Consider the following 22,822-nt stretch of genomic DNA (forward strand, 5'->3'; position numbering starts at 1 on the left):
AGGGAATAGATGATGAGTAAACAATGGGTTCTTGGTGATTTCGATACCATTCTGGATGAAGGTAAAGTATGGACGATTGGCGGCTTCCCGCTGCCGGACGGATCGTTCTGGCAATACCGCGAGCCGGATGCGGTAGTTATTGTACGCAACGGCATTCTTTATGTACGCGCGCCGCTAAGCCGTAAGCATGATAAGATTCAAATTCTCGACAATGCCAAGCATATGTATTATTCAGCGAAGCCCGTTGAAGTGCCGGTGAAGGGTGAGATCAGCTTCGAGCTGCAAATTCGCGCACGTTCGCAGAATACAGCCCCTGGCGACTTGTATGACGGATACGCATCCTTGAACCTGCTTGATTTTACAACGGGCGGAGCGCTTGATTTCTTCGCGGGCAATGACAAGTATGCAAGTGTGTATGCTGTATTACCTTTCCCTGGAGTTCCAGTGCCGGAATCGGATAAAACGAGATATTTCTGTGTGTTTAAGGAATCAACGGAGTTCCAGCCACGGGAGTTTAATACGTATAAAATCACATACAATCGGGAGAAAGACGAGATCGTCTTCTATGTTAACGGTGTGGAAATTCGCAGAGAGCATAATATTCCAGTGAAATTTAATCAGTTTACAGTGGCTCTTGGCATCATGACCGAGAAGGATTTAACACCGGAAGGCAGCGTATCCGTTCATGGTCAGACGGTAATCGGGGAATATTCTCCTATTACGATTACAGTTACTGAAGAAACTGAAGAATAAAGCTTTAAGATCAAAGCCGTTCCTTATGGAGCGGCTTTTTTTGTGCTCGAACTGCTCTTCGGCAATGATTAACACTAATATTGAACAGTACTTGAGACATCATAACAATCGAAGTGCTTGACATGGCCTTCGGTATATTGTAATGTTACTAACATAAAGAAAGTTACTTATGAAACCACCTAGGAGGCGGATAAAATGTCAAATACTTCCACTATCTCAAAAGGCTTACTTGAAGCGGTAAAAGCAAGACGCACTTATTATGGAATTAGCAAACAATCAACCATTTCGGATGACCAAATTATCAATCTTGTTCAAGAAGCGGTGAAATATTCGCCATCTGCGTTTAACTCCCAAAGCGCACGTGCTGTTGTATTGCTGGGTGAAAATCACGATAAGCTGTGGAATATTGTGAAGGAAACTCTGCGCAAAATGGTTGCAGCCGATCAATTTGCTTCTACGGAACAGCGTATTGACAGCTTCAAAGCTGGCTACGGTTCAGTGCTTTTCTTTGAAGACACAACTGTTATCGAAGGACTGCAAAAGCAATTCGCAAGCTATGCAGATAACTTCCCGAAATGGTCGCAGCAATCTTCAGGGATCGTTCAATATGTCGTTTGGACATTGCTTGAAGAGCAAGGTCTTGGAGCTTCCCTGCAGCACTACAATCCGCTGATTGATGAAGAAGTAAAGCAAGCTTGGGATATTCCAAGCAGCTGGCAGCTAATCGCGCAAATGCCGTTTGGCACGCCAACCGCTGAGCCTGGTGAGAAACAGTTCCAGCCGATTGATGAGCGTGTGAAAATTTTTAAATAATTAAAGAAGAAAGCAGCTCCGGTAAGATACGGGGCTGCTTTTCCCTATATTCGAGGTGTAATACTAGCCGTCATAGTTAAAAACATGTACAATAAAAACCGATACATCATTTATACCCTTTTAATCGACAGGAGGAACCTATGAGTATCGATTCCCGCACGCTGAAGCAGCTGCTTCAGTTACAGCTGTCTCCAACCTTGGACTTTCAATCCGCGGTTAATCCGCTTGATTTGAATACTGGCGACAGCAATACATCCATTTTTGATACTTTGCTGGCCCAGCTTATGAACGGCGATTTATCCGGCCTTAGCAGCTTGGATGAGACAAGCTCTCTGGTTTCGTCCGATTCTTTAGCGAAATTGTCTAGTATTCCAAGCCTTTATAATACGGTTATTAATACAGAAACAGGTGCTAGCAGCACAGCACCAACGGAATATGACGCATTAATTTCAGAATCTGCAGTCAAATATGGTATTGATCCAGAATTAATAAGAGGCGTAATCCGTACGGAGTCTGGATTCCAGTCCAATGCCGTATCTTCGGCAGGAGCGAAAGGGCTTATGCAGCTGATGGATGCTACTGCCCGCGGTTTAGGCGTAACGAATTCCTTGGATCCTCAGCAAAATATTGATGGCGGATCGAAGTATTTGTCCTACCTACTCCGCAAATATAATGGCAATGAACAAGTGGCGCTTGCCGCTTATAATGCCGGTCCTGGACGAGTTGATAAGCTAGGCATTTCAACAGACAGTGAGCTTCAGGCGAGTCTAGGCAAGCTGCCGGTAGAGACGCAACGGTACATAGATAAGGTGCTTAAGGCCCGCTATTAATCCGTAAGTTTTGTAAAAAACCTACCTCTAAACGAGGTCACTCATCTTTGAGAGGACTCGATAGAGGTTTTCTCATTTTTAGGAAGGTGTTGACAAAATTGCTGTATTTCGATCATTGCGCTTCAACCCCGCCCTATGATGAAGTTGTGGATACATTCGCGGAAGTAATGAAAGCCCATTACGCTAATCCTTCCTCCATTCATCGCGCGGGAACTGAAGCTGATAAGCTGATCGCCCGTTCAAGGGCACTGCTTGCAGAGCAGTTTGGAGTGAAGCCGGAGGAGTGGCTGTTCACTTCTGGTGGGACCGAGAGCAATAATCTCGCCATTAAAGGAGCAGCTAGACAATTCAAGAGCCGTGGCAATCATCTGATTACTACCCGGATTGAGCATGCTTCTGTTAACGATGCATTTGGGCAGCTTGAGCAAGAAGGCTTCCGGGTCACTTATTTGCCGGTTAACTCCACTGGCCATATCGATCTTGATCAATTAAGCTCCTCTATAACGGATGAGACGATATTAGTCAGCATCATGCATGTTAATAATGAAGTAGGCTCTATTCAGCCTATTGCAGAGATTGGCAAGCTTTTGTCGGCTTATCCTCGGATCTTATTCCATGTGGATGCGGTACAAAGTATAGGTAAGCTGCCTGTTAAGCCTAGAGAATGGGGTATTGATCTGCTAAGCGGTTCTGCTCATAAGCTTCGTGGTCCCAAAGGCATCGGTTATTTGTATGTTCGTGAAGGGCTGCAGCTGCAGCCGCTGCAGTCTGGCGGATCACAGGAGCGCGGCATGCGTGCAGGCACTCAGAACGTGCCGGGTATTGTCGCATCTGCTAAAGCGCTGCGGATGGCCATGCAGGCAGAAGAGCAAACCCGCAGCAGAATGTATGCCTTGCGTGATAAGCTTATCCAGCATGCTGCAATGCATATCCCGGAATTAAAGCTTAACGGAAGTGAAGATGCTGCACTAATGGCACCACATATTGTACATTTCTCCTATCCCGGCATGAAGCCGGAAGTAATTGTTCATATGCTGGAGCAGCATGGCGCCATTGTATCTACCAAATCGGCCTGCTCCTCAAAGGACAATAAACCTAGCCGGGTATTGCTGGCGATGGGAGCTAACTCTGAACATGCAGCTGGTGGAATCCGAATCAGCTTTGGTGATGAACATTCAGAGCAGGATATAGATAAGCTTGCTGAAATGCTGCGCCGGACTGTAGCGCAGTTGAAACCGCTCGAAAGGAGCAGATTTTAACGTGATTTACGATAAGATTATTGTTCGATATGGCGATCTCATCATGAAGGGGCGTAACCGCAACCAGTTTGAGAAGCGTGTGCTTCAACAGATTAGACTGGCCCTTCAAGAATTCCCTGCACTTACTTATGCCAAAACCTTTGGCCGTCTTACCATCAGCTTGAACGGTGAGCCGTTTGAGCCTATCTCAGAGCGTTTAAAAGATGTATTTGGGATCTATTCCTTCAGTCCTGTTATCGGCGTTCCTAACGAGCTTGAACAAATCCAGGCCGCTGCCCTTAAGGTTATGCAGGAGCTGGATCATCCGCCTGCAACCTTTAAAGTCAGTGCTAAGCGGGCGTGGAAGCCGTTCCCTCATAACTCACAGGAAATGAATCATTTGGTTGGTTCTCATGTGCTGCGGGCAATTGCGGAGCTGAAAGTGGATGTCCGTAAGCCGGAAGTTGATTTGCGCGTGGATATTCAAGAAGAAGCTACGTATATCTTTAACACTGTTATTTTGGGTGCAGGAGGATTTCCGTTTGGATCCAATGGCAAAGCGTTGCTGCTGCTTTCTGGCGGAATAGACAGCCCGGTAGCAGGGTGGATGGCGATGCGCAAAGGTTTGGAGCTTGAGGCTGTTCATTTCCACAGCTATCCGTTTACAAGTGATAAGGCACAAGAGAAGGTCATTGAGCTGGCCAGAAGGCTGTCGTACTATGCTGGGGCGCCTCTGAAGCTGCATATGGTGCCTTTTACGGAAATTCAGACAAGACTCGTACAGGCGAAGCAGGATAATCTGATGATCACCCTCATGCGTCGTGCGATGCTTCGGATTACCGAGCAGCTTGCTGAAAAAACTGGTGCAGGCGGCATTGTAACAGGTGAAAGCTTGGGTCAGGTAGCTAGTCAAACGCTGCCAAGCATGAATGTCATTGGCCGAGCGACAGTTCTTCCATTGCTTAAGCCTTTGCTGATGATGGATAAGCAGGAGATTATTAACGAAGCAGAGCGAATTGGAACCTTTACAACGTCTATCCTTCCCTATGAGGATTGCTGTACGCTGTTCCTGCCGAAATCGCCAAGCACAAACCCGAATCTGAATGTGGTGGAACGGGCGGAATCCTATATTCCAGAGCTGGAACAGCTGCTGCGTGAGGCTGTAGAACGTACCGAGGTGATCGAACTGACTCCAGATGCACAGGCATCAGGCGAGACAGCCGGAGAGGATCGCTGGTTCTAAATAAAAAGCAGAGATCCCTTAGTGGGATTCTCTGCTTTTCTCTTGTAAGGATTGTCTTTTGCTGCGAATACGGTTGTTCGTATAAAGACCTGCAGTGATAATAAGGACGATAATGAGGAGAAGGAATGACCAATAGAAAGCGGGGCTTTCTTCGAAAAATTCCTTAAATATCTTCTCGTGTGTGATCATCTTAGCTGCTGTGTAAGCAAGGACACCGGAACCGATATAAATAATCCAAGTAAATTTGTTGATCAGCTTAATGAAGAGCGTTGAGCCCCACACGATGACTGGTACGCTGATGAGCAGTCCCAGTATAACAAGCAGCATACTGCCATGTGATGCACCTGCTACTGCGATGACATTGTCGATGCCCATTGCCGCGTCAGCGATAATGATCGTTTGAATCGATTGCCAAAGCGTACTGCCAGCTTTAATATCGCCATGCTTATCATCTTCCTGAATAAGCAGTTTGTATGCGATCCAGAGCAATAAGATACCGCCTGCCAGGTGAAGCCAAGGCAAATCCAGAAGCTGCACAACTACGATTGTAGCAATAATCCGGATGCCAATCGCCCCTGCCGTACCCCATAGAACCGCTTTCTTTTGCAGATGTGAAGGCAAATTACGAGCGGCCATACCGATGACAATGGCATTGTCACCCGCAAGAATGAGATCGATAAAGACGATATTGAGCAATGCCAGCCAGAATTCTAATGTGAATAAATCCATTTTTCTTGACCCTCCCTTCTTACAATTCCTCTTCTGTTCTCGAAGTCTTCATTATCTACGCAGGAAGGACGGGGATGGATTCATTTTTTTTTAGGACATCCTTTCATAAAACTTGTCCGCCTCACATACAGGTGAAATAGAGGGGGCGAACGTAAAGTGGATAGTGTGCTCATTTTTCTTCAAATTGTATTGATTAACTTGCTGCTCAGTGGAGATAACGCCGTCGTAATCGCAATGGCTAGTCAGCAACTTCCACCTAAGGAACGCAAACGCGCCGTTTGGTGGGGCGCACTCGCTGCAGTAGGGCTGCGCTGTCTGTTGACCCTTGCGGCTATCTCGTTGCTTCAAATTCCTTATCTGCAGGCGATTGGCTCTGTGCTGCTTCTTTACATTGCAGCTAAGCTGCTTGCCGATGCAGGGCAGGAAGGCGATCTGCATATGCCAAGCAAAAAAACGAAATCCCTTGCACAAGCCATTCGTACCATTGTGGCAGCGGATTTCATTATGAGTCTGGATAATGTGCTGGCAATTGCTGCAGTCGCGGATGGCGATACGGTACTTATTTTGCTCGGGATTGCGATAAGCATACCTATGATCATTTGGGGCAGCCAGATTCTGGGCAGCCTTCTGCACAAATTCCCTCCACTTGTATATATTGGAGCTGGATTACTTGGTTATGCTGCTGGCGGAATGCTTGTTCATGATCCCGGAATGGACGCTTTATTATTCAACGGATCGAGGACAGCCGCGGAGGCGATACCTCTTTTATGTATACCGTTTGTCGTCATAATTGGCTTATTAAAACGAAGAACTTAATCTATTTTCACAAGCCGTTCACAGGTGAACGGTATTTTTTTGCAATGTTCCTTCTGTTCCCGCTGGTATTTTCATCGCAGTTCCTTTAAACTATGATAGATAAAAACTGGCGTCTTTCGTCATGTATGGGGGTAGACGTTGTAAGGAGCGGAACGCAAATGCCTAATAACAAATATTCCGCTGGAATTATTGTGTTACTAGTCGGGGTCGTTATTTTACTGGGCAAACTTGGTGTATTCAGCTTTTTGGGGGCTATTTTCTGGCCGCTGCTCGTCCTCATTCCGGGAATTTTGCTGCATGTCTTCTATTTTGGCAGACTTCTTCCCGCGGCAGTCCTTGTTCCCGGTGGAATACTAACTGTGTCTGCACTGCTGTTTATGGTTTGTAACATCTTTGGATGGGATGTACTGAAATATTTGTGGCCGCTGTTCCTGTTCGGCGTTGCTGTCGGCTTATACGAATATTATTTGTTCGGCTCGTCCCGCCCGCGTGTTGCGCTCACGGCGTCTATAGCGCTAGCCGTTGCTTCAGCTGTTTTTCTGCTTCTCGTCTTGTTATGGAGCTGGGGGATCTATATTGTTGCGCTTGTGTTAATGGTTGCCGGAGGCTGGATGGTAATCACGAACCGATCGCGTCGTCGCTGGTAAGTGCTGCAAGGTAAGGAAAGTAAATTAGAGAAAATGGAGTGGATTATTAGTTATGCAAGCAAGAGAAAACATCCGGAATATTGCGATTATCGCCCACGTTGACCACGGTAAAACAACTTTGGTTGATAAGCTGTTGCAGCAATCAGGTACATTTAGAGAGCATGAAGCTGTACAGGAGCGTGCAATGGATTCCAATGATTTGGAACGGGAACGCGGTATTACGATCCTGGCGAAAAATACGGCAATTACGTATAAAGACTACCTTATTAACATTGTCGATACACCAGGACACGCGGACTTTGGCGGAGAAGTAGAACGGATTATGAAGATGGTTGACGGCGTATTGCTCGTCGTTGATGCGTTCGAAGGCTGCATGCCGCAAACAAAATTTGTATTGCGTAAAGCACTTGAAAGCAACCTTACGCCAATTGTAGTCGTTAATAAAATTGACCGTCCTAATGCCCGCCCGACAGAAGTTATCGATGAAGTGCTTGATCTGTTCATCGAGCTTGGTGCTAACGATGATCAACTGGAATTCCCGGTTGTATATGCATCCGCTCTGATGGGTACTTCGAGCCTTGAGTCCGAACCTGAGAAACAAGAAGACAACATGCAAGCTTTGTATGAAACAATTGTAAGCCACATCCCGCATCCTACGGAAACGGTTGATGAGCCGCTGCAATTCCTTGTTACTTTGCTTGATTACAATGAATACCTGGGTCGTATCGCGGTTGGCCGCGTAAACCGTGGTATCGTTCGTCAAGGTCAATCGGTAGCGGTAATTACTCGTGAAGGTGCTGTTAAGCAAGCCCGTATCGAGAAATTGTTTGGTTTCCAAGGTCTGAAGCGTATTGAGATCGAAGAAGCAGGCGCTGGTGACATCGTTGCTATCGCTGGTATCAAAGACATCAACATCGGTGAGACAATTGCTGATCCAACGAAACCAGAAGCATTGCCAGTTCTGAAAATCGACGAGCCAACTTTGCAAATGACGTTCCTGGTTAACAACAGCCCGTTTGCAGGCCGCGAAGGTAAATGGGTAACATCCCGTAAAATTCGTGAGCGTTTGTTCAAAGAGCTTGAAACAGACGTAGCACTTCGTGTAGACGAAACAGACAGCCCGGACGCATTTATCGTATCCGGACGTGGTGAGCTTCACCTTGGTATTCTGATTGAGAACATGCGTCGTGAAGGATTCGAAATTCAAGTTTCGAAACCAGAAGTTATCATCAAGGAAGTTGATGGCGTGAAATCCGAGCCATACGAACGCCTTCTGATTGATGTACCAGAAGACAGCATGGGTTCCGTTATGGAAAGCCTTGGAACACGTAAAGCAGAGATGGTCAACATGATCAACAACGGCAACGGCCAAGTTCGTCTGGAATTCATTATCCCAGCACGTGGTTTGATCGGCTACCGTACTTCGTTCCTGACTTTGACACGCGGCTACGGCATCATGAACCATGCTTTCGACAGCTACGGTCCACTTGCATCTGGAGTTGGCGGTCGTCACCAAGGTGTACTCGTATCGAGCGAAACAGGAACTTCGACGTTCTATGGCATGCTGGGTGTAGAGGACCGCGGTATTCAATTCGTTGAGCCAGGTACTGAAATTTATGAAGGTATGATCGTAGGCGAGCATACGCGCGATAACGATATCATCGTCAACATCTGTAAAGAGAAGGCGCTGACTAACGTTCGTTCTGCTGGTAAAGATGATACAGTTAAACTCAAAACTCCACGTCTGTTCTCCCTTGAACAAGCGCTTGAGTATTTGAATGACGATGAGTACTGTGAAATTACGCCGAAGTCGATTCGTCTTCGTAAAAAAATCTTGAACAAGAGCGAGCGCGAGCGTGCAGAGAAACATCGCAAAACAGCGCAAGCAGGCGTATAAACACCGGGCAGGCTAAGGGGGTTACGGCATGCAGCAATGGTTGAGCGACCATCACGCCGTTTCATATTTGCTTATACTTGGATTTACGATCTATATCTTCAATAAAGTGTTCAGGGCGAACAATCAGAAGCTTCCGATCTTGAAGGAAGTGCTTGTCTACATCCTGATGGCGTTTGGTTCGCTAGTCCTTATGGTTCTGCAAGTCGACAAACTTCCTATTATTCAATGTATGGGGATCGCCGTTCTAATGATGCTTATGCTTCGCGGGCGGCAGCTGTACGACAAATGGAAAAATAACAGGGCCGGCAACGGCGCCATAAAGGAAGCTGATTCGGGCAAATGACGTTTGATGACGCCTTGTTCAACTGGCTGCAGATTCATATCGTAGCCGAAGATCGGCCGGATGATCATGCGGCTATGGATACCTGTGAGTTTTTCGCGCAAATTTTGTCGGAAGACCACGGTGTATCTGGCCAGCATATTGCAGCAACAGATGCGACTATGGTTCATGTGAAGTATGAACGTAATGGAAGCACCAAGCTGCAACTATATCCTCGGGAAGCTGCTGAGCAGCTTCTCGTTGATATCAGGTCGAATCCGAAATACAACTGACATGAAGGTGTGATGATCTTATGACGCAAGGCTCGGCTGCACTGCCACCTCGTGGAGTAAATGCCAAGACCGCTCCAAGATCGCCTAAGCCACCTAAGAAAAGACGCGTGCTGAAAGTAGTTTTGCTGCTATTATTGGCTGTTATTTTGTTAATCGCAGCATACGTCGGATTTCTGGCTACCAAGGCGAACAAAGCGATTAACGACATTGGTACTGTATCCAATAACGAAGTACAGATTCCAGTTGCGGAGTCAGTGAAGAAGAAAGCTGTGGGAATGGTACTGCTTGGCCTTGATACCAGGGCAAAGGGCGGTGGCATGAACACCGACGTCATGATGGTTGCTGTCTTTAACCCGAACTCCAAATCAGCGACTGTTATCTCGATTCCTCGGGATACTTTGCTGGAGCTGGAAGGTTATGGTGAACGGAAAGCTAACGCTAACTATGCTACTTTCTTTAGTCAAGCCCGCTCGGACAAGGGGATGGACAAGGAAGCGGCAGAAGCAGATGCTAAACGTGCCATTCGGGATATGCTTGGTAAATACTTTGGTGTTGACCTCAAGTATACAGCTGTTGTGAACTTTAAAGGCTTCGAGGATGTTGTAGACGCACTAGGCGGTATTGAAGTGAACGTCGATATGGATATGAAATATGTCGACAATTACGATGGTACGAACATTAACTTGAAAAAAGGTCTGCAAACTCTTGATGGTGATAAAACGCTTGACTTTGTTCGTTACCGGAAATCGAATGACGGCAAAAATATGTCCAGTGACTTCGACCGGAACCAACGCGAAAGTGAAGTTGTAGCCAAGATTGTTGACAAGATGAAATCACTTGGCGGTATTGCGAAAATGGGCAATGTCATCGATGCTGTTGGCGACAACATGTCGATTGATATGCCACCGAAGGAAATCCAAAACCTGATGAAGACCTACTTCGGCATCAGCAGCTCGGATATTCAGTTCATTCCGCTCGAAGGAACATGGAAAAGTCCTTATGTCTATTTGGATGAAACCAAGCTCAGCGAGGCTCGTGCAGCTTTACAGGCGAAAATGGCTGAATAACCATAGACTAGGGATTGGTTTACCGCTATAATAGGTGTACGGATATGATTCCTTTCGATGGAGGTCATGCGGATGCCCAAAGCCGTAACCGCGTCATTTAAGACTAATAGAAGCGGTGATGAGAGCTTGAGACTATTCTCAGGTTTTAAGGCTGACGACTGCATCTGTGTGCCGATCTCGGTATGTATCCGGATGGAACCGAATAGAATAATGACAGGCTTGTTTGAAGGACTTGCTGTCATGAAGAAAGCCTAGTGAGTAAATCACTAGGCTTTTTGTGTCTTTAGCTGCGGTATACAAGCTAGTGAAGATTCTGTAAATTTTTTGCCCGCTGCTGCACTTCTGGGTCTTGAGGTAACACCTCTCGAGGGAGCTGCGGTACAATCCGGCCGATGATGTCGGCCATCTCTTCCGCGAAGCCGCTAACCGGTCTGCCGCGGCGTATATCAGCTCCGATTTCGTTCAGCCGCTGTGACAAATCCATATCGGCTGTTACGATAGCATCAATGCCGTAAGGATCTTTATGGAAAGCTTCAGCGACGGAATATTTAATCGTCCCTACTCTGGAGCGATCAAGCTTGCTGTCGACATCGATCCCAACCACGGCGGTGTTACCGAGTACGACACAGTGCGCATTCGTAACACCTTTGATGCCCATGGCCAGCTGTTCCAAGTGCTTCGAGACCTTCTCAGGATCTGCAATGTGTTTTTTCTGAGGACTTGTCTGCTGAGCGCGAACAGTGCCATTATTTTGAGGAGAGGGTGATGTTTCGTTTCGGGCGACGGTGCCGCAGCCAGCCGTAATTGCCGCAATTGCAATCGCCGCAATAAGTTTCTGGTACATGTTCGTTCCACCTCATTTTGTCTTGTTGCACATCGTCTATTCAAACTTTAGTGTACCCGCAGCCAAGTATGGCTATGTATGCCTATCCATTGAATGACCGACGCCGGGAGGGTTTTCATGAAAAAAATATTCGTGCTCGACACTAATGTGCTGCTTCATGATCCGCAATCGCTATTTGCCTTCGAGGATAACGAAGTCATCATTCCCGCGGTGGTGTTGGAAGAAATCGACTCCAAGAAGAGGCTGGCAGACGAACTAGGGCGCAACGCGCGTTCCATATCCCGGTTGCTCGATGGTATGCGAGTGGATGGGCGTCTTCACGAAGGTATAACACTGCCTAACGGCGGGCTGTTAAAGGTGGAGCTTAACCACAGAAGTTTCATGCGTGTGCAAGAGATGTTCGGTGAAATGTCCAATGATAACCGAATACTTGCGGTCGCGCTCAACTATCACTTGGAACAGCTGGAGACGCAGCAAGTAAGTAGTGTCGTACTCGTGAGCAAGGATGTTCTCGTCCGGATTAAAGCGGATGTGCTTGGATTAATGGCACAAGATTACTTATCCGACCGGACAGTATCCACGACAGACTTCTACGCTGGTTATGAAACGATATTTGTCCATCCGTCAGTCATTGATGAATTTTATACGTATCGATTCCTCACAAACAAGAGCTTTCAGGCTGGCATCAGGCTGAAGCCTAATGAATTCGTCATATTGCGAGATGAGATGGGCTCCTCCAAATCGGCTCTGCTTAAGGTTAGCAATGACGGCGCACGCCTAGAGCCGTTGTTCTTAAGTAATGATCCGATCTGGGGAATAACAGCTAGGAATGCTCAGCAGCGTATGGCCCTAGAGCTGCTGCTTAACGATGAAATCCCGCTCGTCACTTTAACCGGAAAAGCCGGCACAGGTAAAACGCTTCTGGCGCTTGCTGCTGGTCTATTGAAGGTCGAGGATGAGCATAAATACAAAAAGCTTCTGATTGCCCGCCCGGTTGTGCCAATGGGGAAAGACATCGGTTACTTGCCGGGTGAGAAGGAAGAGAAACTTCGTCCTTGGATGCAGCCGATCTATGATAACCTGGAATATCTGTTTGATACGAAAAAATCCGGTGATATCGATAAAATATTAATGGGTCTTGGCAGTATCCAGGTCGAAGCACTTACCTATATTCGCGGTCGTTCGATTCCGGGGCAATTCATCATTATCGATGAGGCGCAAAACTTAACGAAGCATGAAGTGAAGACGATTGTCTCCCGTGTTGGGGAGGGCAGTAAAATCGTGCTCATGGGTGATCCAGAGCAGATTGACCATCCTTATCTCGATGCAGTGAGCAACGGGCTCACACATATCGTGGAGCATTTCAAAAGCGAAGGAATCAGCGGTCATATTACACTGGAAAAAGGCGAGCGCTCCAAGCTCGCCCAGCTCGCAGCAGATCTTCTGTAATCTTTAAAAATGTAGCGGTGCCGGGAAATCCCAGCACCGCTATTTTGCTGTTTTAAGGCAGGTTAATAGGGCGAACGGAGTAATTCATCGGAAGAACATTTAAATTACGGAGCGAGTCACATTAACCTACAGGGCAGGTGGGATCAAAGTCCTAGACTTGTTTGGACAACTCTGCATTTTATTGCTATGATAGGTTTTAATAGAGATACTGCGGGGGCGTAATGATATATCAGAGAGGGAGACGTGTGTGGCTACAAGGAGATATATGATGATCCTTGCAGGAGCAGTGCTGTTGTCCGTTATTTTGCTTATACCTAATCTGGACCCAAATAAACCGGCCGCTACCGGCAGCAGCTCCCATGATGCAAATACAGGACCTGTGACTCACGAGCAGGATGATGAGCCTATGGAATCCATTGTTGTAACCGTTTCCATGACATCTGCGGAATTCGCGAACCTGGAAGAAGCAAGTCAACGCTTTATGCTGAAATATCCGAACATCAGGGTGCTTTTTTCCAATGTTGAATCCAAGGAAGAGGCTTATGTCGCATGGAAACAGGAGCTGGAGCTGGGTTCTTCCTCGGATATTATGCTGATGGACAGCGGATGGGTGCGGGAGTTTGCCGTTATGGGCCTGCTTGAGCCTGTTGACAGTGTGAACACGGCAAGTACAATTTCCGATCAGCCCACGAAGCTGCTAGCTCCATTGAAGTGGAACAGCTACCTATGGGGTCTTCCTTATGATGCGGATCCGGCTGTGCTCGTGTGGAATAAGGCCATGTTATCAGAGCAAAAGTTATCAGCCCCGCCGAAGGACTGGGACAGCTTTATGAATTTGACTGATCATTTGTCAGCCCCTCAGGAGGCATCCAAACCGCTTGTTTATTTGCCAAGCGATTTTAGCCTGACGACAGCTTGGCTCGATGGCTGGAGCAATTCAGCACAGCGGGGCACAGGGGCTTTGTTGTTTAGTGAAGAGTCAGCAAGCCGACTGAAGGCGTTGGCTGGTTTGACGATACCTTCTTTTAATCTTAATAATCGTATGTTAGGGACAGAGTTGGAGCAGCAACGGATGCTGGCTTCTGTTCTTCCGTGGTCAGAGTATAAAGCACTTCCTAAATCAGAGCAGGACAAGCTGGTTCTTGATAAGGATAAATTACGCAACATATGGCTCGGAAGCCGCAGCTTTGTCGTGTCTGCTGCTTCGGAGAAGACGGAAGCCTCATTTAGCTGGATAAAAGAAATGACAAGTGTAACCGAGCAAGAGCGCAGCTACGAGCGTTTCGGGAAGCTGCCTGCCAAAAACTCCATATACGAAATAAGCGGATATTCGGGCACAACAGCCCAATATCCGCCTTCGTGGATGTTACCTTTGTTAAATGAGGAACCAATGGATGAGCCGCCAGCACCAAATTGGCACAGTGAGTGGAAACGCTGGCAAGCTTTGTGGAAGCTGTATACGTCGGGTGCGACGGACATCACTTCCTTTATCCAATCGATTACAGCTTCACCTTCAAATGAACAATAAGTTCGCCATCTTGCATTTCGACTGATTTTGCTTGGATCAATGCAATAATATCACCTGGATAAAAACCTAGATCAAACTTTTGTTCGAGTGTTTTCCTTGTTGTATCCGGTAATGCAAATCCGTTAAATAACAATTCATCGACATGGAATACGATGCCGTTCTTTGGTTTCTCTTCTACCGTATAATGGCCGGAAACTGCGATATCCATATTGTCGTGCTTGCCGGAGGCGGTCACTTTGCCATCTTCAAACCGGAACGAGAAATCATTAAATCTTTCATCCTGTTGCCTTAGAAATGCGTTAAGCGCGTCTTCCGGAATACGAAGGGTATAATTAAAGCCGTCAATATCGAGATACTGCTTGTTATCCTCGATCCAGTTCGGCAATTTGTTCATGGCTTTGGACAAAGCGCCAAAGTAAAGCTCAACTTCTTGCAAACCAGCCGTTTCCCAATAATTCGTCAACTCCTGCATAAGCAGGCGAAGCCGATCTGCGTCGGACCGTCCGGCAAGCTCACCATCAATTTGCTGCTCCAGCTGTGCGACTCGATCCCGTTGCATCTTTAAACGGTTTTCGATTTCTTCAAGTTCTGTTTTTCTTCCGTCCAGCTTAGTGTACTCTTCTTTCAAACTCTTATATTCGTCCGTGTAGGAGTCCAGTGTATCCCGGTCCTTCGTGAAAATAATATCGACATAGTCCAGCATAGCAAACAATTCATGTAAGGAATCAAAGGATAGTATAGCTCGAAGCAGTATGTCACGTTCACCCATATAATAAGCGCGCAGCACCTTACCGGCTTCTTCGCGTTTTTCCTTGATCAACTGTTCCCTCTCCAGGATACTCTTGTCTGTAATCGACATATCATCTGTAACCTTCTGCTTCTCCGTCTGAATCCGAGCTATTTCTTTGTCAATTTCAACAATAGACAAGCTTTTCTCAAGAATTTGATTGACCTGTTCGTCCTCCGTCAGTTGAGGCTCCGCCATGACAGGAAGCTTGCATACAGCAAGCATTAGGATAATAAGAAGGATAAAGACGAATCTGCCTCGAACATAAACGCGATGGAATGCCACCAGCCGCCTCCTCTCTCATGTTGCTAGGCCTGTACAGCAATCATTGTATGCGACAGTTCCATTTATTATATCTTATTGGCAGGGGATGAACAGTTGAAAATAGGCAAAAAAACGTTAATTCAACGCATTGCGGATCATATCGCGAGGCAGCCTGCAGTAGGCTGGGAGCCTGGCAATGAAGCTTCTGCAAATCGACTTCGCTGTATTACGTTTAAACAATATATGAGCATGTGTTTGTATGACGAGAGGGATGGTTATTACCGGTCAGGCTCGACTCGTATCGGCAAGCAGGGGGATTTCTACACTAGCTCAGCTGTAGGTATGGTGCTTGCGCATTGTCTGACGTCATCCTTGTTCCAATATGCAGAGCGGCATATCAGAGATGACAATTTTCAACTTGTTGAGTGGGGGGCAGGCACTGGCAGACTGTCTGTGCAGATTCAGGAGGCATGGAAAGCCCGGGCAAAGGGAATTCCTATACTTTGCCATCCTGTGGTAGTGGAGGATCATCCTGGCCATCGTGAAGAGGCTAAGCTGGCTTTGGCACACTATGATTTGCCAAAGTTCCTTTCTTCGGAGGAAGCTTTGAGTGCAACTAGCGGACTTTGGCAGGGGAGGCCTACGGTCGTACTGGTCAACGAGCTGCTGGATGCCTTCCCGGTCCATCGCGTTACGATGGAGAATGGAGAGTTGGTGGAGCTAGGTGTAGCTGGAAGTGCGGAAGCTGGCTTTTACGAAGTGTATATGCCCTTGTCCGATGAGCAGATCGCTGCATCGCTGCAAAGTGATGGCATTGGGTTAGCAGAGGGGCAGCAGACTGAGGTGAATCTAGAGGCTGGAGAGTGGCTCAGTCAGCTCAGTGAACGAATGTCCTCAGGCCGAGTTATCATTATTGATTATGGTCATGAAGCAAAAGAGTATGCAGCAAAGCATCGGATGAAGGGGACTCTTCTATGTTACTCTGAGCATGTTGCAGCGGATGAGCCATATCTTCGAATAGGGGAGCAGGATATAACAGCGCATGTGCCGTTCACATCGGTCCGTAAGGCCGCGGAAGAGGCAGGGTGGATGGTTACCTACTTCGATACCCAAAAGCAATTCCTGGTCGATAATGGGGTGCTGGAGCTCCTTCAGAATCATACGGAGACAGATCCGTTCGGGGAGACAGCAAGGAAGAACAGGGCTATTCGCCAGCTGCTGCTCAGCGATGGGATGAGCGAGACTTTTAAAGTACTCATATTGGATAAATATTAAAAAAGGTGCAGCTCCGTTTTGGAGCCGCACCTTTTTGCTGTTTGCATACAATTTTAGAATGGATTGCCCATCTTGAAAACGGTCCAATAAGTAAATCCTGCAAACGAAATGACCATATATCCCCAGAACATGAGTATGTATGTACGTTCGCTAAATTTTAGATAACCCAGGAAAACGAAAGCAATCGCTTGTGCAAAAAACAGAAGTGCGAATTCAGTCATGTGACCTGCTGTAGCCATCAAGCCGATCACAAGCGTCCAAAAACCGAGTACCCGATACATGCGTGCCATTAAACCATCCCCCCTTCGTTATGACCCGAATTTCTATTGTACATTATAACGGTTGATTTTGGCAGTGTAAACAAGCAGGCACGAACAAATTCAACTATTTTGTGTAAAAATGAGCGGTTATGACAACAGTTTGCGCGTTAATCAGATGAATTATGTATGAGCACATTAAAATTTGGTTATACAATTTAGTATCCAATAGATTCTATGAACTCTACCAAGGGCATAGAGATAAAGTAAGCGCCTTTACGTAAGGAGGTTTTGGTCGCATGACAGCAGTCAGACAAGATGCGTGGAGTCCGGACGATGATCTCATTCTCGCCGAAGTTACACTACGCCATATTAGAGAAGGTAGTACCCAGCTTGCGGCGTTCGAAGAGGTAGGAGAACGTATTGGACGGACGTCTGCAGCTTGCGGATTCCGCTGGAACAGCTGTGTCCGCAAACGTTATGAAGAAGCGATTCAAATCGCCAAGCAACAACGCCAGAAGCGCAATTATTTGAAAAAACAGGCGATTGTCGCAACTCCTCATGTCTCTTCTATTGCTGTATTTGATGCAGAAGAAAGAGCCTTTAGTGCTAATGCGGTAACGACGGAAGAAGGTTTATCCGTTGATTCCATTATTCGTTTTCTTAGACAATTCAAGACCACTTATCAGGATGTAAGTCGTCAAGTGAAGTCTTTCGAGAAAGAACTGAGGGAAAAAGAGGACGAGATTGAACGATTACGCGATGAAAATGAGAGATTGTCTAAAGAAGTAAACAATGTTCAAACCGATTACCGGGCCGTCAATGATGATTATAAAACATTGATTCAAATTATGGACCGGGCACGCCGGCTGGCGGTGTTAACGCATGAAGAGGAAGCAAAGCCTCGGTTTAAAATGGATGCGAACGGCAATTTGGAACGAATTGAGTAAGTAGATGCCCCGCCGGGAAGATAACGGCGGGGTGTTCGCTTTTTCAGCCCCTTTGCGGGATATACAAGATTAGGTATGCTATATATACGAGCATACTTTTTTTATGCCAAGGCACTGATATGGCCTATTTTAGTGGCAATTCTTTTTAGTTGATGCTTACGAAGTTAAGAATTACCACACCAAGGCCTTGTTATGGCTTTTGCAGTGATAATTCTTTTTAGGAGGACCATTGATTGAAAATACATATAGTTGGAGGCGGAGCCATCGGTCTCCTGCATGCCGGGAAACTCGCACAGTCAGGGCAGGAAGTTATTGTATGGACCCGAACAGAAACTCAAGCGGAGTTATTGCAGAAAGAAGGCATCAAGCTAGAGGCTCTGGATGGTTCTGTGAGGAATGCAGCATTGAATAGTCATAGTCTCTCTAATCTAGAGTCCGTGCTGGCAGAAGACCCAGAGGAGCCTGCCTGGATCTTACTCACGGTAAAGCAAAGTCATATAGATGAGCTGCTTGTTGATCGATTGAAGAGATTGAGCGGGCCGCATACGGCAATGCTCTGCTTGCAGAATGGGATTGGTCACTTGGACAAGCTGGCACATGCTTTGCCCAAACTCGCACTCTATGCAGGGGTTACTTCTGAAGGTGCGAGACGGATCGAAGAGAACGGAGTGCGGCATACCGGAAAAGGGCAGCTATGGTTTGGACCTGCAAATTGGGACAAAAAGGACGAAAATCTCCAAAATTTGTTGTTGAATGTCCTGCAATCGGCAGGATTCAGCGTAGGGCTGTCGAATCAAATGAGAGATCGGATTTACCAAAAGCTGCTTATTAATGCGGTGATTAACCCGCTTACCGCTATTTTTGATATAACGAACGGAGAGCTTCCTCGGCATCCATCACGAATTAAGCTTATGCAGTCACTGTATCAGGAGACGTCAACCATCTTAACGGCTGATAGCATGATGCTTGCAGGAGATGGCTGGCAGCTTGTACTGGATGTATGTGAGGCAACTTCAGCGAACGTATCGTCCATGCTGAGTGACGTTCGGTCAGGTCGTGAGACAGAGATTGATTGGATTAACGGCGGAATATCCGCGGTTGCAAAGCGTCACGGAATTCCTTCTCCGTTAAATGATGCCGTAACCGCACTTGTGAAACAATTACAGTAAGTAAGGATACATGAGGAAAGGTGGGGATGACATGGGATGGTTATGGGATAGTATTAAATACGTCTATGCCTACTTGGCTGTAATACCTGTCATTCCTTTTGCGCTCGTTTATTTCGGGCATGGGTTGTTCTCGGAGGACCGGAAGAAAGCGTTGCAATTAGCGATGGACGTGACGACCGCACTGCTTATTGGATGTGTAGCTGTATTATTTGACTCCTTGTTCAACAGCCACTTTGGGCTGTACGCGATTATTCTCTTCATGCTTCTTGGAGGCGGTATGCTGGGTAATATGCAATTCCGAAAGCGAGGCAGTGTAAATGTCCGGCGGATTTTCCGGGCGGTGTGGAGACTTGGTTTCTTTACAATGAGTATGGCTTACCTGCTCCTCATGTTTATCGCAATTGGGCAAAAAATCTTCTCCGCATAACTTATAACAGTAGTGAAAGAATAGAGCGAAAGAGCAGCCTTTCAAGCTGAATGATGGCCTGTAGCGCATACGCAAGGGGACATTATTCTTGCAAAAAGGCTGTTTTTCTTTTTGACGCGCGGCTTATCCTTTGTGTACAATCAAATTGTTGCATGATTGATTACAGTTATACAAAATATAAGATTGATTTAGGAGGAACTGGCTGCGCTATGAATACGGAACATTATGACTTGCCAAGCGCCCAGCCTTTAACAGAGGCGTATATACATCGGACGGACGCAAATGTAGATTTGCTGTATGGCTATCATCCTGAACGGGAACAGGATTGGACAACTCGTTTGGAGCGGCTGGAGAAATTGGCTGGAAGTAGAGCAAATGCGGCTGAAGTTGCCGAAGTGCTGAGACAATACAATAGTCGTTATACAACACCTGAGGTAGATGCTTCTATTCGTGCTATTGCTGAAGGAGCACCGGTTATTATTGGCGGACAACAGGCGGGACTGTGGTCAGGAGCACTGCTTGTGATACATAAAGCAGTTTCCATTGTTAGTGGCGCCAAATGGGCTTCTCAAAAGCTTGGATGTAAGGTTGTACCCGTTTTCTGGATTGCGGGCGAGGATCATGATTGGGATGAAGCGAATCATACCTTCCTGCTGAACGCAGAACAGGAGCTGCGCAAGCTTACCTTGCAGCGCCCGGAAGGACCAAGAACTTCCGTTAGCCGTACAGCAGTTGATGAAGACAGCTGGAACAAGCTGCTGGATGAGCTGGAGCAAACACTTCCCCACTCGGACTTTAAACCAGGCCTGCTCGAGGAACTGAAGCAAATTGCAGGACAATCTCATTCCTTATCGGACATGTTTGCGGGCATTTTGGCTTTTTTGTTCGGGAAGGAAGGACTTGTGCTGCTTGATGCGGATGATCCAAAGCTGCGCAAGGTAGAAGCACCAATGTTCCGCCGAATGATCGAGCAAAACGATGAGCTGGAGCAAGCTTATAAAGCAGCTGCTGAGAAAGTGAAGTCGTTTGGTTATCAACTGCAGGCTGATGTTGTGGACGGCAGTGCGAACCTCTTCTTGTTCAATTCGGAGAGCGGAAATGAACGGACACTTCTGCATAAGCGTGACGGGCAGTTCCAGGATCGGAAGGGAACAGCCTTCTGGTCGAAGGAGCAGCTGCTGCAGCTTGCGGAAGATCAACCTTCACAATTCAGCAATAACGTGCTGACTAGACCTATTATGCAGGATTATCTGTTCCCTGTTCTTGGCACGGTGCTGGGACCTGGAGAAGTTGCTTATTGGGCATTAACCGGAGAAGCTTTCCGTAAGCTAGAAATGGAAATGCCGATAATTGTGCCGCGAAGTTCCTTCACTTTGGTAGAAGGTACGATTGCGAAGCATATGATGAAATATGAGCTGTCCTTCGAGGATGTGGCAAAGAGATTTGATGCTCGCAAACAGCAGTGGCTGACGGAGCAGGATCAATTGTCCATCGAAGAGCGATTCCAAGAAGTGAAGCAATCATTTATTTCGATGTATGGGCCGCTTTTGGAGCTTGCTGGCTCGGTTCAGCCGGGACTTCTCAAGCTAGGCGAAACGAATCGTCAGAAGATCGTGGAGCAGATCGAATATTTGGAATCAAAAACGAAGGATGCCTTCAACAAGCAATATGATGCATCCATTCGCCAGCTAGACCGTATTGCGCTTTCGTTATGGCCGAGCGGCAAACCGCAGGAACGCGTAATCAATATGACCGGTTATTGGAATCGTTATGGTTCCGTTTGGCTGGAGAAGCTCCTCGAGCTTCCATTTGAGCCAAGCGGCGGTCATCAGCTCGTCTATTTATGAGTTATCCCGAAGAATGTTGTAGGAGGCTACTGAAAGAATGAGTACACAAGAAAATAGCATTATCCGCGATATCGCCCTTGCCCCGGAAGGACATTTAAAGATTGACTGGGCGAGTGCACACATGCCGGTATTAAACCGGATTCGCGAGCAATTTGAGCAAGAGCTGCCTTTTAAAGGGCTGAAAGTAACGATCTCGCTTCACCTTGAGGCGAAAACTGCTTATCTGGCTAAAGTAGTGAAGGCAGGCGGAGCAGATGTAACAATTACAGGCAGTAACCCGCTGTCTACGCAGGATGATATTTGCGCGGCACTTGTAGAAGACGGGATTACTGTCTTTGCCAAGTACAATCCGGATCCACAAGAATATAAGGAACTGCTTATTAAATCTCTGGAATCCAAGCCTGACCTCATTATTGATGACGGCGGCGATCTTGTGACGATTCTCCATACAGAACGTCCGGATCTTCGTGTGAATATTCGCGGAGGGGCGGAAGAGACTACGACTGGCATTATCCGCTTGAAAGCAATGGAGAAGGAAGGCACGCTCAGCTTCCCGATGGTTGCCGTTAACGATGCTTACTGCAAATATTTGTTCGATAACCGTTATGGTACCGGCCAATCTGTCTTTGACGGAATCAACCGTACCACTAACCTTGTCGTAGCAGGCAAGACTGTTGTTGTTGTCGGCTACGGCTGGTGCGGCAAAGGTGTTGCGATGCGTGCAAAAGGTATGGGCGCAAACGTTGTTGTCACAGAAGTGGACGCAATTAAAGCGGTAGAAGCTTATATGGACGGCTTTACTGTACTACCGATGAGCGAAGCGGCTAAAGTCGGCGAATTGTTCATCACTGTAACTGGGAACAAGGATTGCATCCGTGCCGAGCATTACGAAGTAATGAAAAATGGTGCGATTTTGTCCAATGCAGGACATTTTGACGTGGAGTTCAACAAACCGGAGCTTGCAGCCATGTCTACAGATATTCGTACCGTTCGCCGCAATATTGAGGAGTATAAGCTGAAGGACGGTCGCAGCATTTATGTGCTGGCGGAAGGTCGCTTAGTTAACCTGGCTGCTGGTGACGGTCATCCAGCTGAGATTATGGATACGACCTTTGCCCTTCAAGCTCTTGGCCTGAGATATGTGAACGATGAGTATGCTGCGATCGGCAAACAAGTCGTAAACGTTCCTTATGCGCTTGATGAGCAGGTTGCACGCTTCAAGCTGGATTCACTGAATATCAGCATCGACAAGCTGACAGCTGAACAAGTTACTTATCTTGACAGCTGGAAGGAAGACTAAAACCTATTTTTCACTTGTATATGACAAAAAAGGGACGTGCCAAATGGCACGTTCTTTTTTTGCGGTCATTGGACTTGCGG

Annotated in this window: 24 protein-coding genes; 20 read left to right on the plus strand and 4 right to left on the minus strand. The window is 46.9% G+C overall.

Annotation, left to right across the window (positions count from 1 at the left end; genetic code table 11):
• The first annotated feature begins 12 nt into the window (after window positions 1-12).
• From FHS17_RS07975 to thiI, 5 genes are all read left to right on the plus strand, one after another.
• The gene (locus FHS17_RS07975; protein ID WP_167278191.1) at window positions 13-753 is read left to right on the plus strand and encodes a DUF6081 family protein; all 741 of its coding nucleotides are present in this window, start codon (window positions 13-15) and stop codon (window positions 751-753) included.
• A gap of 213 nt (window positions 754-966) precedes the next feature.
• On the plus strand, window positions 967-1,566 hold the full coding sequence (locus FHS17_RS07980; protein WP_167278192.1) for a nitroreductase family protein: 600 nt from the start codon (window positions 967-969) through the stop codon (window positions 1,564-1,566).
• 140 nt (window positions 1,567-1,706) lie between these two features.
• Window positions 1,707-2,396 carry a lytic transglycosylase domain-containing protein gene (locus FHS17_RS07985; protein ID WP_167277648.1) on the plus strand — a complete coding sequence of 230 codons (690 nt, stop codon included), beginning with the start codon at window positions 1,707-1,709 and terminating at the stop codon, window positions 2,394-2,396.
• Window positions 2,397-2,494: 98 nt separating this feature from the next.
• Window positions 2,495-3,655, plus strand: a complete 1,161-nt coding sequence (locus FHS17_RS07990) for a cysteine desulfurase family protein (RefSeq protein WP_167277650.1) — start codon at window positions 2,495-2,497, stop codon at window positions 3,653-3,655.
• Between the two features lies 1 nt (window position 3,656).
• Window positions 3,657-4,877 (plus strand): tRNA uracil 4-sulfurtransferase ThiI, encoded by a 1,221-nt coding sequence (thiI, locus tag FHS17_RS07995; protein WP_167277653.1) that lies wholly within the window; start codon window positions 3,657-3,659, stop codon window positions 4,875-4,877.
• A gap of 18 nt (window positions 4,878-4,895) precedes the next feature.
• On the opposite strand, the gene FHS17_RS08000 is transcribed toward thiI, so the two are convergent.
• Entirely contained in the window at window positions 4,896-5,606 is a 711-nt protein-coding gene (locus FHS17_RS08000; protein WP_167277655.1) for a TerC family protein, read from the minus strand.
• A gap of 156 nt (window positions 5,607-5,762) precedes the next feature.
• Between FHS17_RS08000 and FHS17_RS08005 the strand changes: the two genes are divergently transcribed.
• From FHS17_RS08005 to FHS17_RS08035, 7 genes are all read left to right on the plus strand, one after another.
• Window positions 5,763-6,422 carry a YjbE family putative metal transport protein gene (locus FHS17_RS08005; protein ID WP_167277658.1) on the plus strand — a complete coding sequence of 220 codons (660 nt, stop codon included), beginning with the start codon at window positions 5,763-5,765 and terminating at the stop codon, window positions 6,420-6,422.
• Window positions 6,423-6,580: 158 nt separating this feature from the next.
• Complete coding sequence (locus FHS17_RS08010) at window positions 6,581-7,069, plus strand: hypothetical protein (protein WP_167277660.1); 489 nt, start codon at window positions 6,581-6,583, stop codon at window positions 7,067-7,069.
• 52 nt (window positions 7,070-7,121) lie between these two features.
• Window positions 7,122-8,966: a translational GTPase TypA gene (gene typA / locus FHS17_RS08015; protein WP_167277663.1), complete on the plus strand. Its 1,845-nt coding sequence runs from the start codon at window positions 7,122-7,124 to the stop codon at window positions 8,964-8,966.
• 28 nt (window positions 8,967-8,994) lie between these two features.
• Window positions 8,995-9,309, plus strand: a complete 315-nt coding sequence (locus FHS17_RS08020) for a YlaH-like family protein (protein WP_167277665.1) — start codon at window positions 8,995-8,997, stop codon at window positions 9,307-9,309.
• Window positions 9,306-9,578, plus strand: a complete 273-nt coding sequence (locus FHS17_RS08025) for a hypothetical protein (protein ID WP_167277667.1) — start codon at window positions 9,306-9,308, stop codon at window positions 9,576-9,578. Before FHS17_RS08020 ends, FHS17_RS08025 begins: the two co-directional genes overlap by 4 nt.
• 20 nt (window positions 9,579-9,598) lie before the next feature.
• Window positions 9,599-10,645: an LCP family protein gene (locus FHS17_RS08030; protein WP_167277670.1), complete on the plus strand. Its 1,047-nt coding sequence runs from the start codon at window positions 9,599-9,601 to the stop codon at window positions 10,643-10,645.
• 72 nt (window positions 10,646-10,717) lie between these two features.
• A complete protein-coding gene (locus tag FHS17_RS08035; protein ID WP_167277671.1) occupies window positions 10,718-10,900 on the plus strand; it encodes a hypothetical protein in 183 nt (60 codons plus the stop codon).
• 46 nt (window positions 10,901-10,946) lie between these two features.
• On the opposite strand, the gene FHS17_RS08040 is transcribed toward FHS17_RS08035, so the two are convergent.
• Entirely contained in the window at window positions 10,947-11,489 is a 543-nt protein-coding gene (locus FHS17_RS08040; protein ID WP_167277672.1) for a YhcN/YlaJ family sporulation lipoprotein, read from the minus strand.
• Between the two features lie 117 nt (window positions 11,490-11,606).
• Here FHS17_RS08040 and FHS17_RS08045 point away from each other — a divergent pair, with 117 nt between their 5' ends.
• Together FHS17_RS08045 and FHS17_RS08050 are read left to right on the plus strand one after the other, a co-directional pair.
• Entirely contained in the window at window positions 11,607-12,938 is a 1,332-nt protein-coding gene (locus FHS17_RS08045; protein WP_167277674.1) for a PhoH family protein, read from the plus strand.
• Between the two features lie 247 nt (window positions 12,939-13,185).
• Window positions 13,186-14,466, plus strand: a complete 1,281-nt coding sequence (locus tag FHS17_RS08050) for an extracellular solute-binding protein (RefSeq protein WP_167277677.1) — start codon at window positions 13,186-13,188, stop codon at window positions 14,464-14,466.
• Here the strand turns inward: FHS17_RS08050 and FHS17_RS08055 are convergent.
• Window positions 14,438-15,538 carry a coiled-coil domain-containing protein gene (locus tag FHS17_RS08055; protein WP_167277679.1) on the minus strand — a complete coding sequence of 367 codons (1,101 nt, stop codon included), beginning with the start codon at window positions 15,536-15,538 and terminating at the stop codon, window positions 14,438-14,440. The two genes, FHS17_RS08050 and FHS17_RS08055, sit on opposite strands and share 29 nt — an antisense overlap.
• A 93-nt stretch (window positions 15,539-15,631) precedes the next feature.
• Here FHS17_RS08055 and FHS17_RS08060 point away from each other — a divergent pair, with 93 nt between their 5' ends.
• Complete coding sequence (locus FHS17_RS08060; protein WP_167277682.1) at window positions 15,632-16,792, plus strand: class I SAM-dependent methyltransferase; 1,161 nt, start codon at window positions 15,632-15,634, stop codon at window positions 16,790-16,792.
• 53 nt (window positions 16,793-16,845) lie between these two features.
• Here FHS17_RS08060 and FHS17_RS08065 read toward each other — a convergent pair whose 3' ends face one another.
• Window positions 16,846-17,082 (minus strand): DUF2626 domain-containing protein, encoded by a 237-nt coding sequence (locus FHS17_RS08065; protein ID WP_167277685.1) that lies wholly within the window; start codon window positions 17,080-17,082, stop codon window positions 16,846-16,848.
• A gap of 266 nt (window positions 17,083-17,348) precedes the next feature.
• Between FHS17_RS08065 and FHS17_RS08070 the strand changes: the two genes are divergently transcribed.
• The 5 genes from FHS17_RS08070 (at window position 17,349) to FHS17_RS08090 (ending at window position 22,742) form a co-directional block, all read left to right on the plus strand.
• Entirely contained in the window at window positions 17,349-17,999 is a 651-nt protein-coding gene (locus FHS17_RS08070; RefSeq protein ID WP_167277688.1) for an RsfA family transcriptional regulator, read from the plus strand.
• Between the two features lie 233 nt (window positions 18,000-18,232).
• Window positions 18,233-19,168 (plus strand): ketopantoate reductase family protein, encoded by a 936-nt coding sequence (locus FHS17_RS08075; protein ID WP_167277691.1) that lies wholly within the window; start codon window positions 18,233-18,235, stop codon window positions 19,166-19,168.
• Window positions 19,169-19,199: 31 nt separating this feature from the next.
• A complete protein-coding gene (locus tag FHS17_RS08080; protein ID WP_167277693.1) occupies window positions 19,200-19,595 on the plus strand; it encodes a DUF3397 domain-containing protein in 396 nt (131 codons plus the stop codon).
• A gap of 209 nt (window positions 19,596-19,804) precedes the next feature.
• Complete coding sequence (gene bshC, locus FHS17_RS08085) at window positions 19,805-21,442, plus strand: bacillithiol biosynthesis cysteine-adding enzyme BshC (protein ID WP_167277696.1); 1,638 nt, start codon at window positions 19,805-19,807, stop codon at window positions 21,440-21,442.
• Window positions 21,443-21,479: 37 nt separating this feature from the next.
• Complete coding sequence (locus FHS17_RS08090; protein ID WP_167277698.1) at window positions 21,480-22,742, plus strand: adenosylhomocysteinase; 1,263 nt, start codon at window positions 21,480-21,482, stop codon at window positions 22,740-22,742.
• The last annotated feature ends 80 nt before the right edge of the window (window positions 22,743-22,822 follow it).

The organism is Paenibacillus lupini (assembly GCF_011761355.1).
In the GTDB taxonomy this organism is placed as follows: domain Bacteria; phylum Bacillota; class Bacilli; order Paenibacillales; family Paenibacillaceae; genus Pristimantibacillus; species Pristimantibacillus lupini.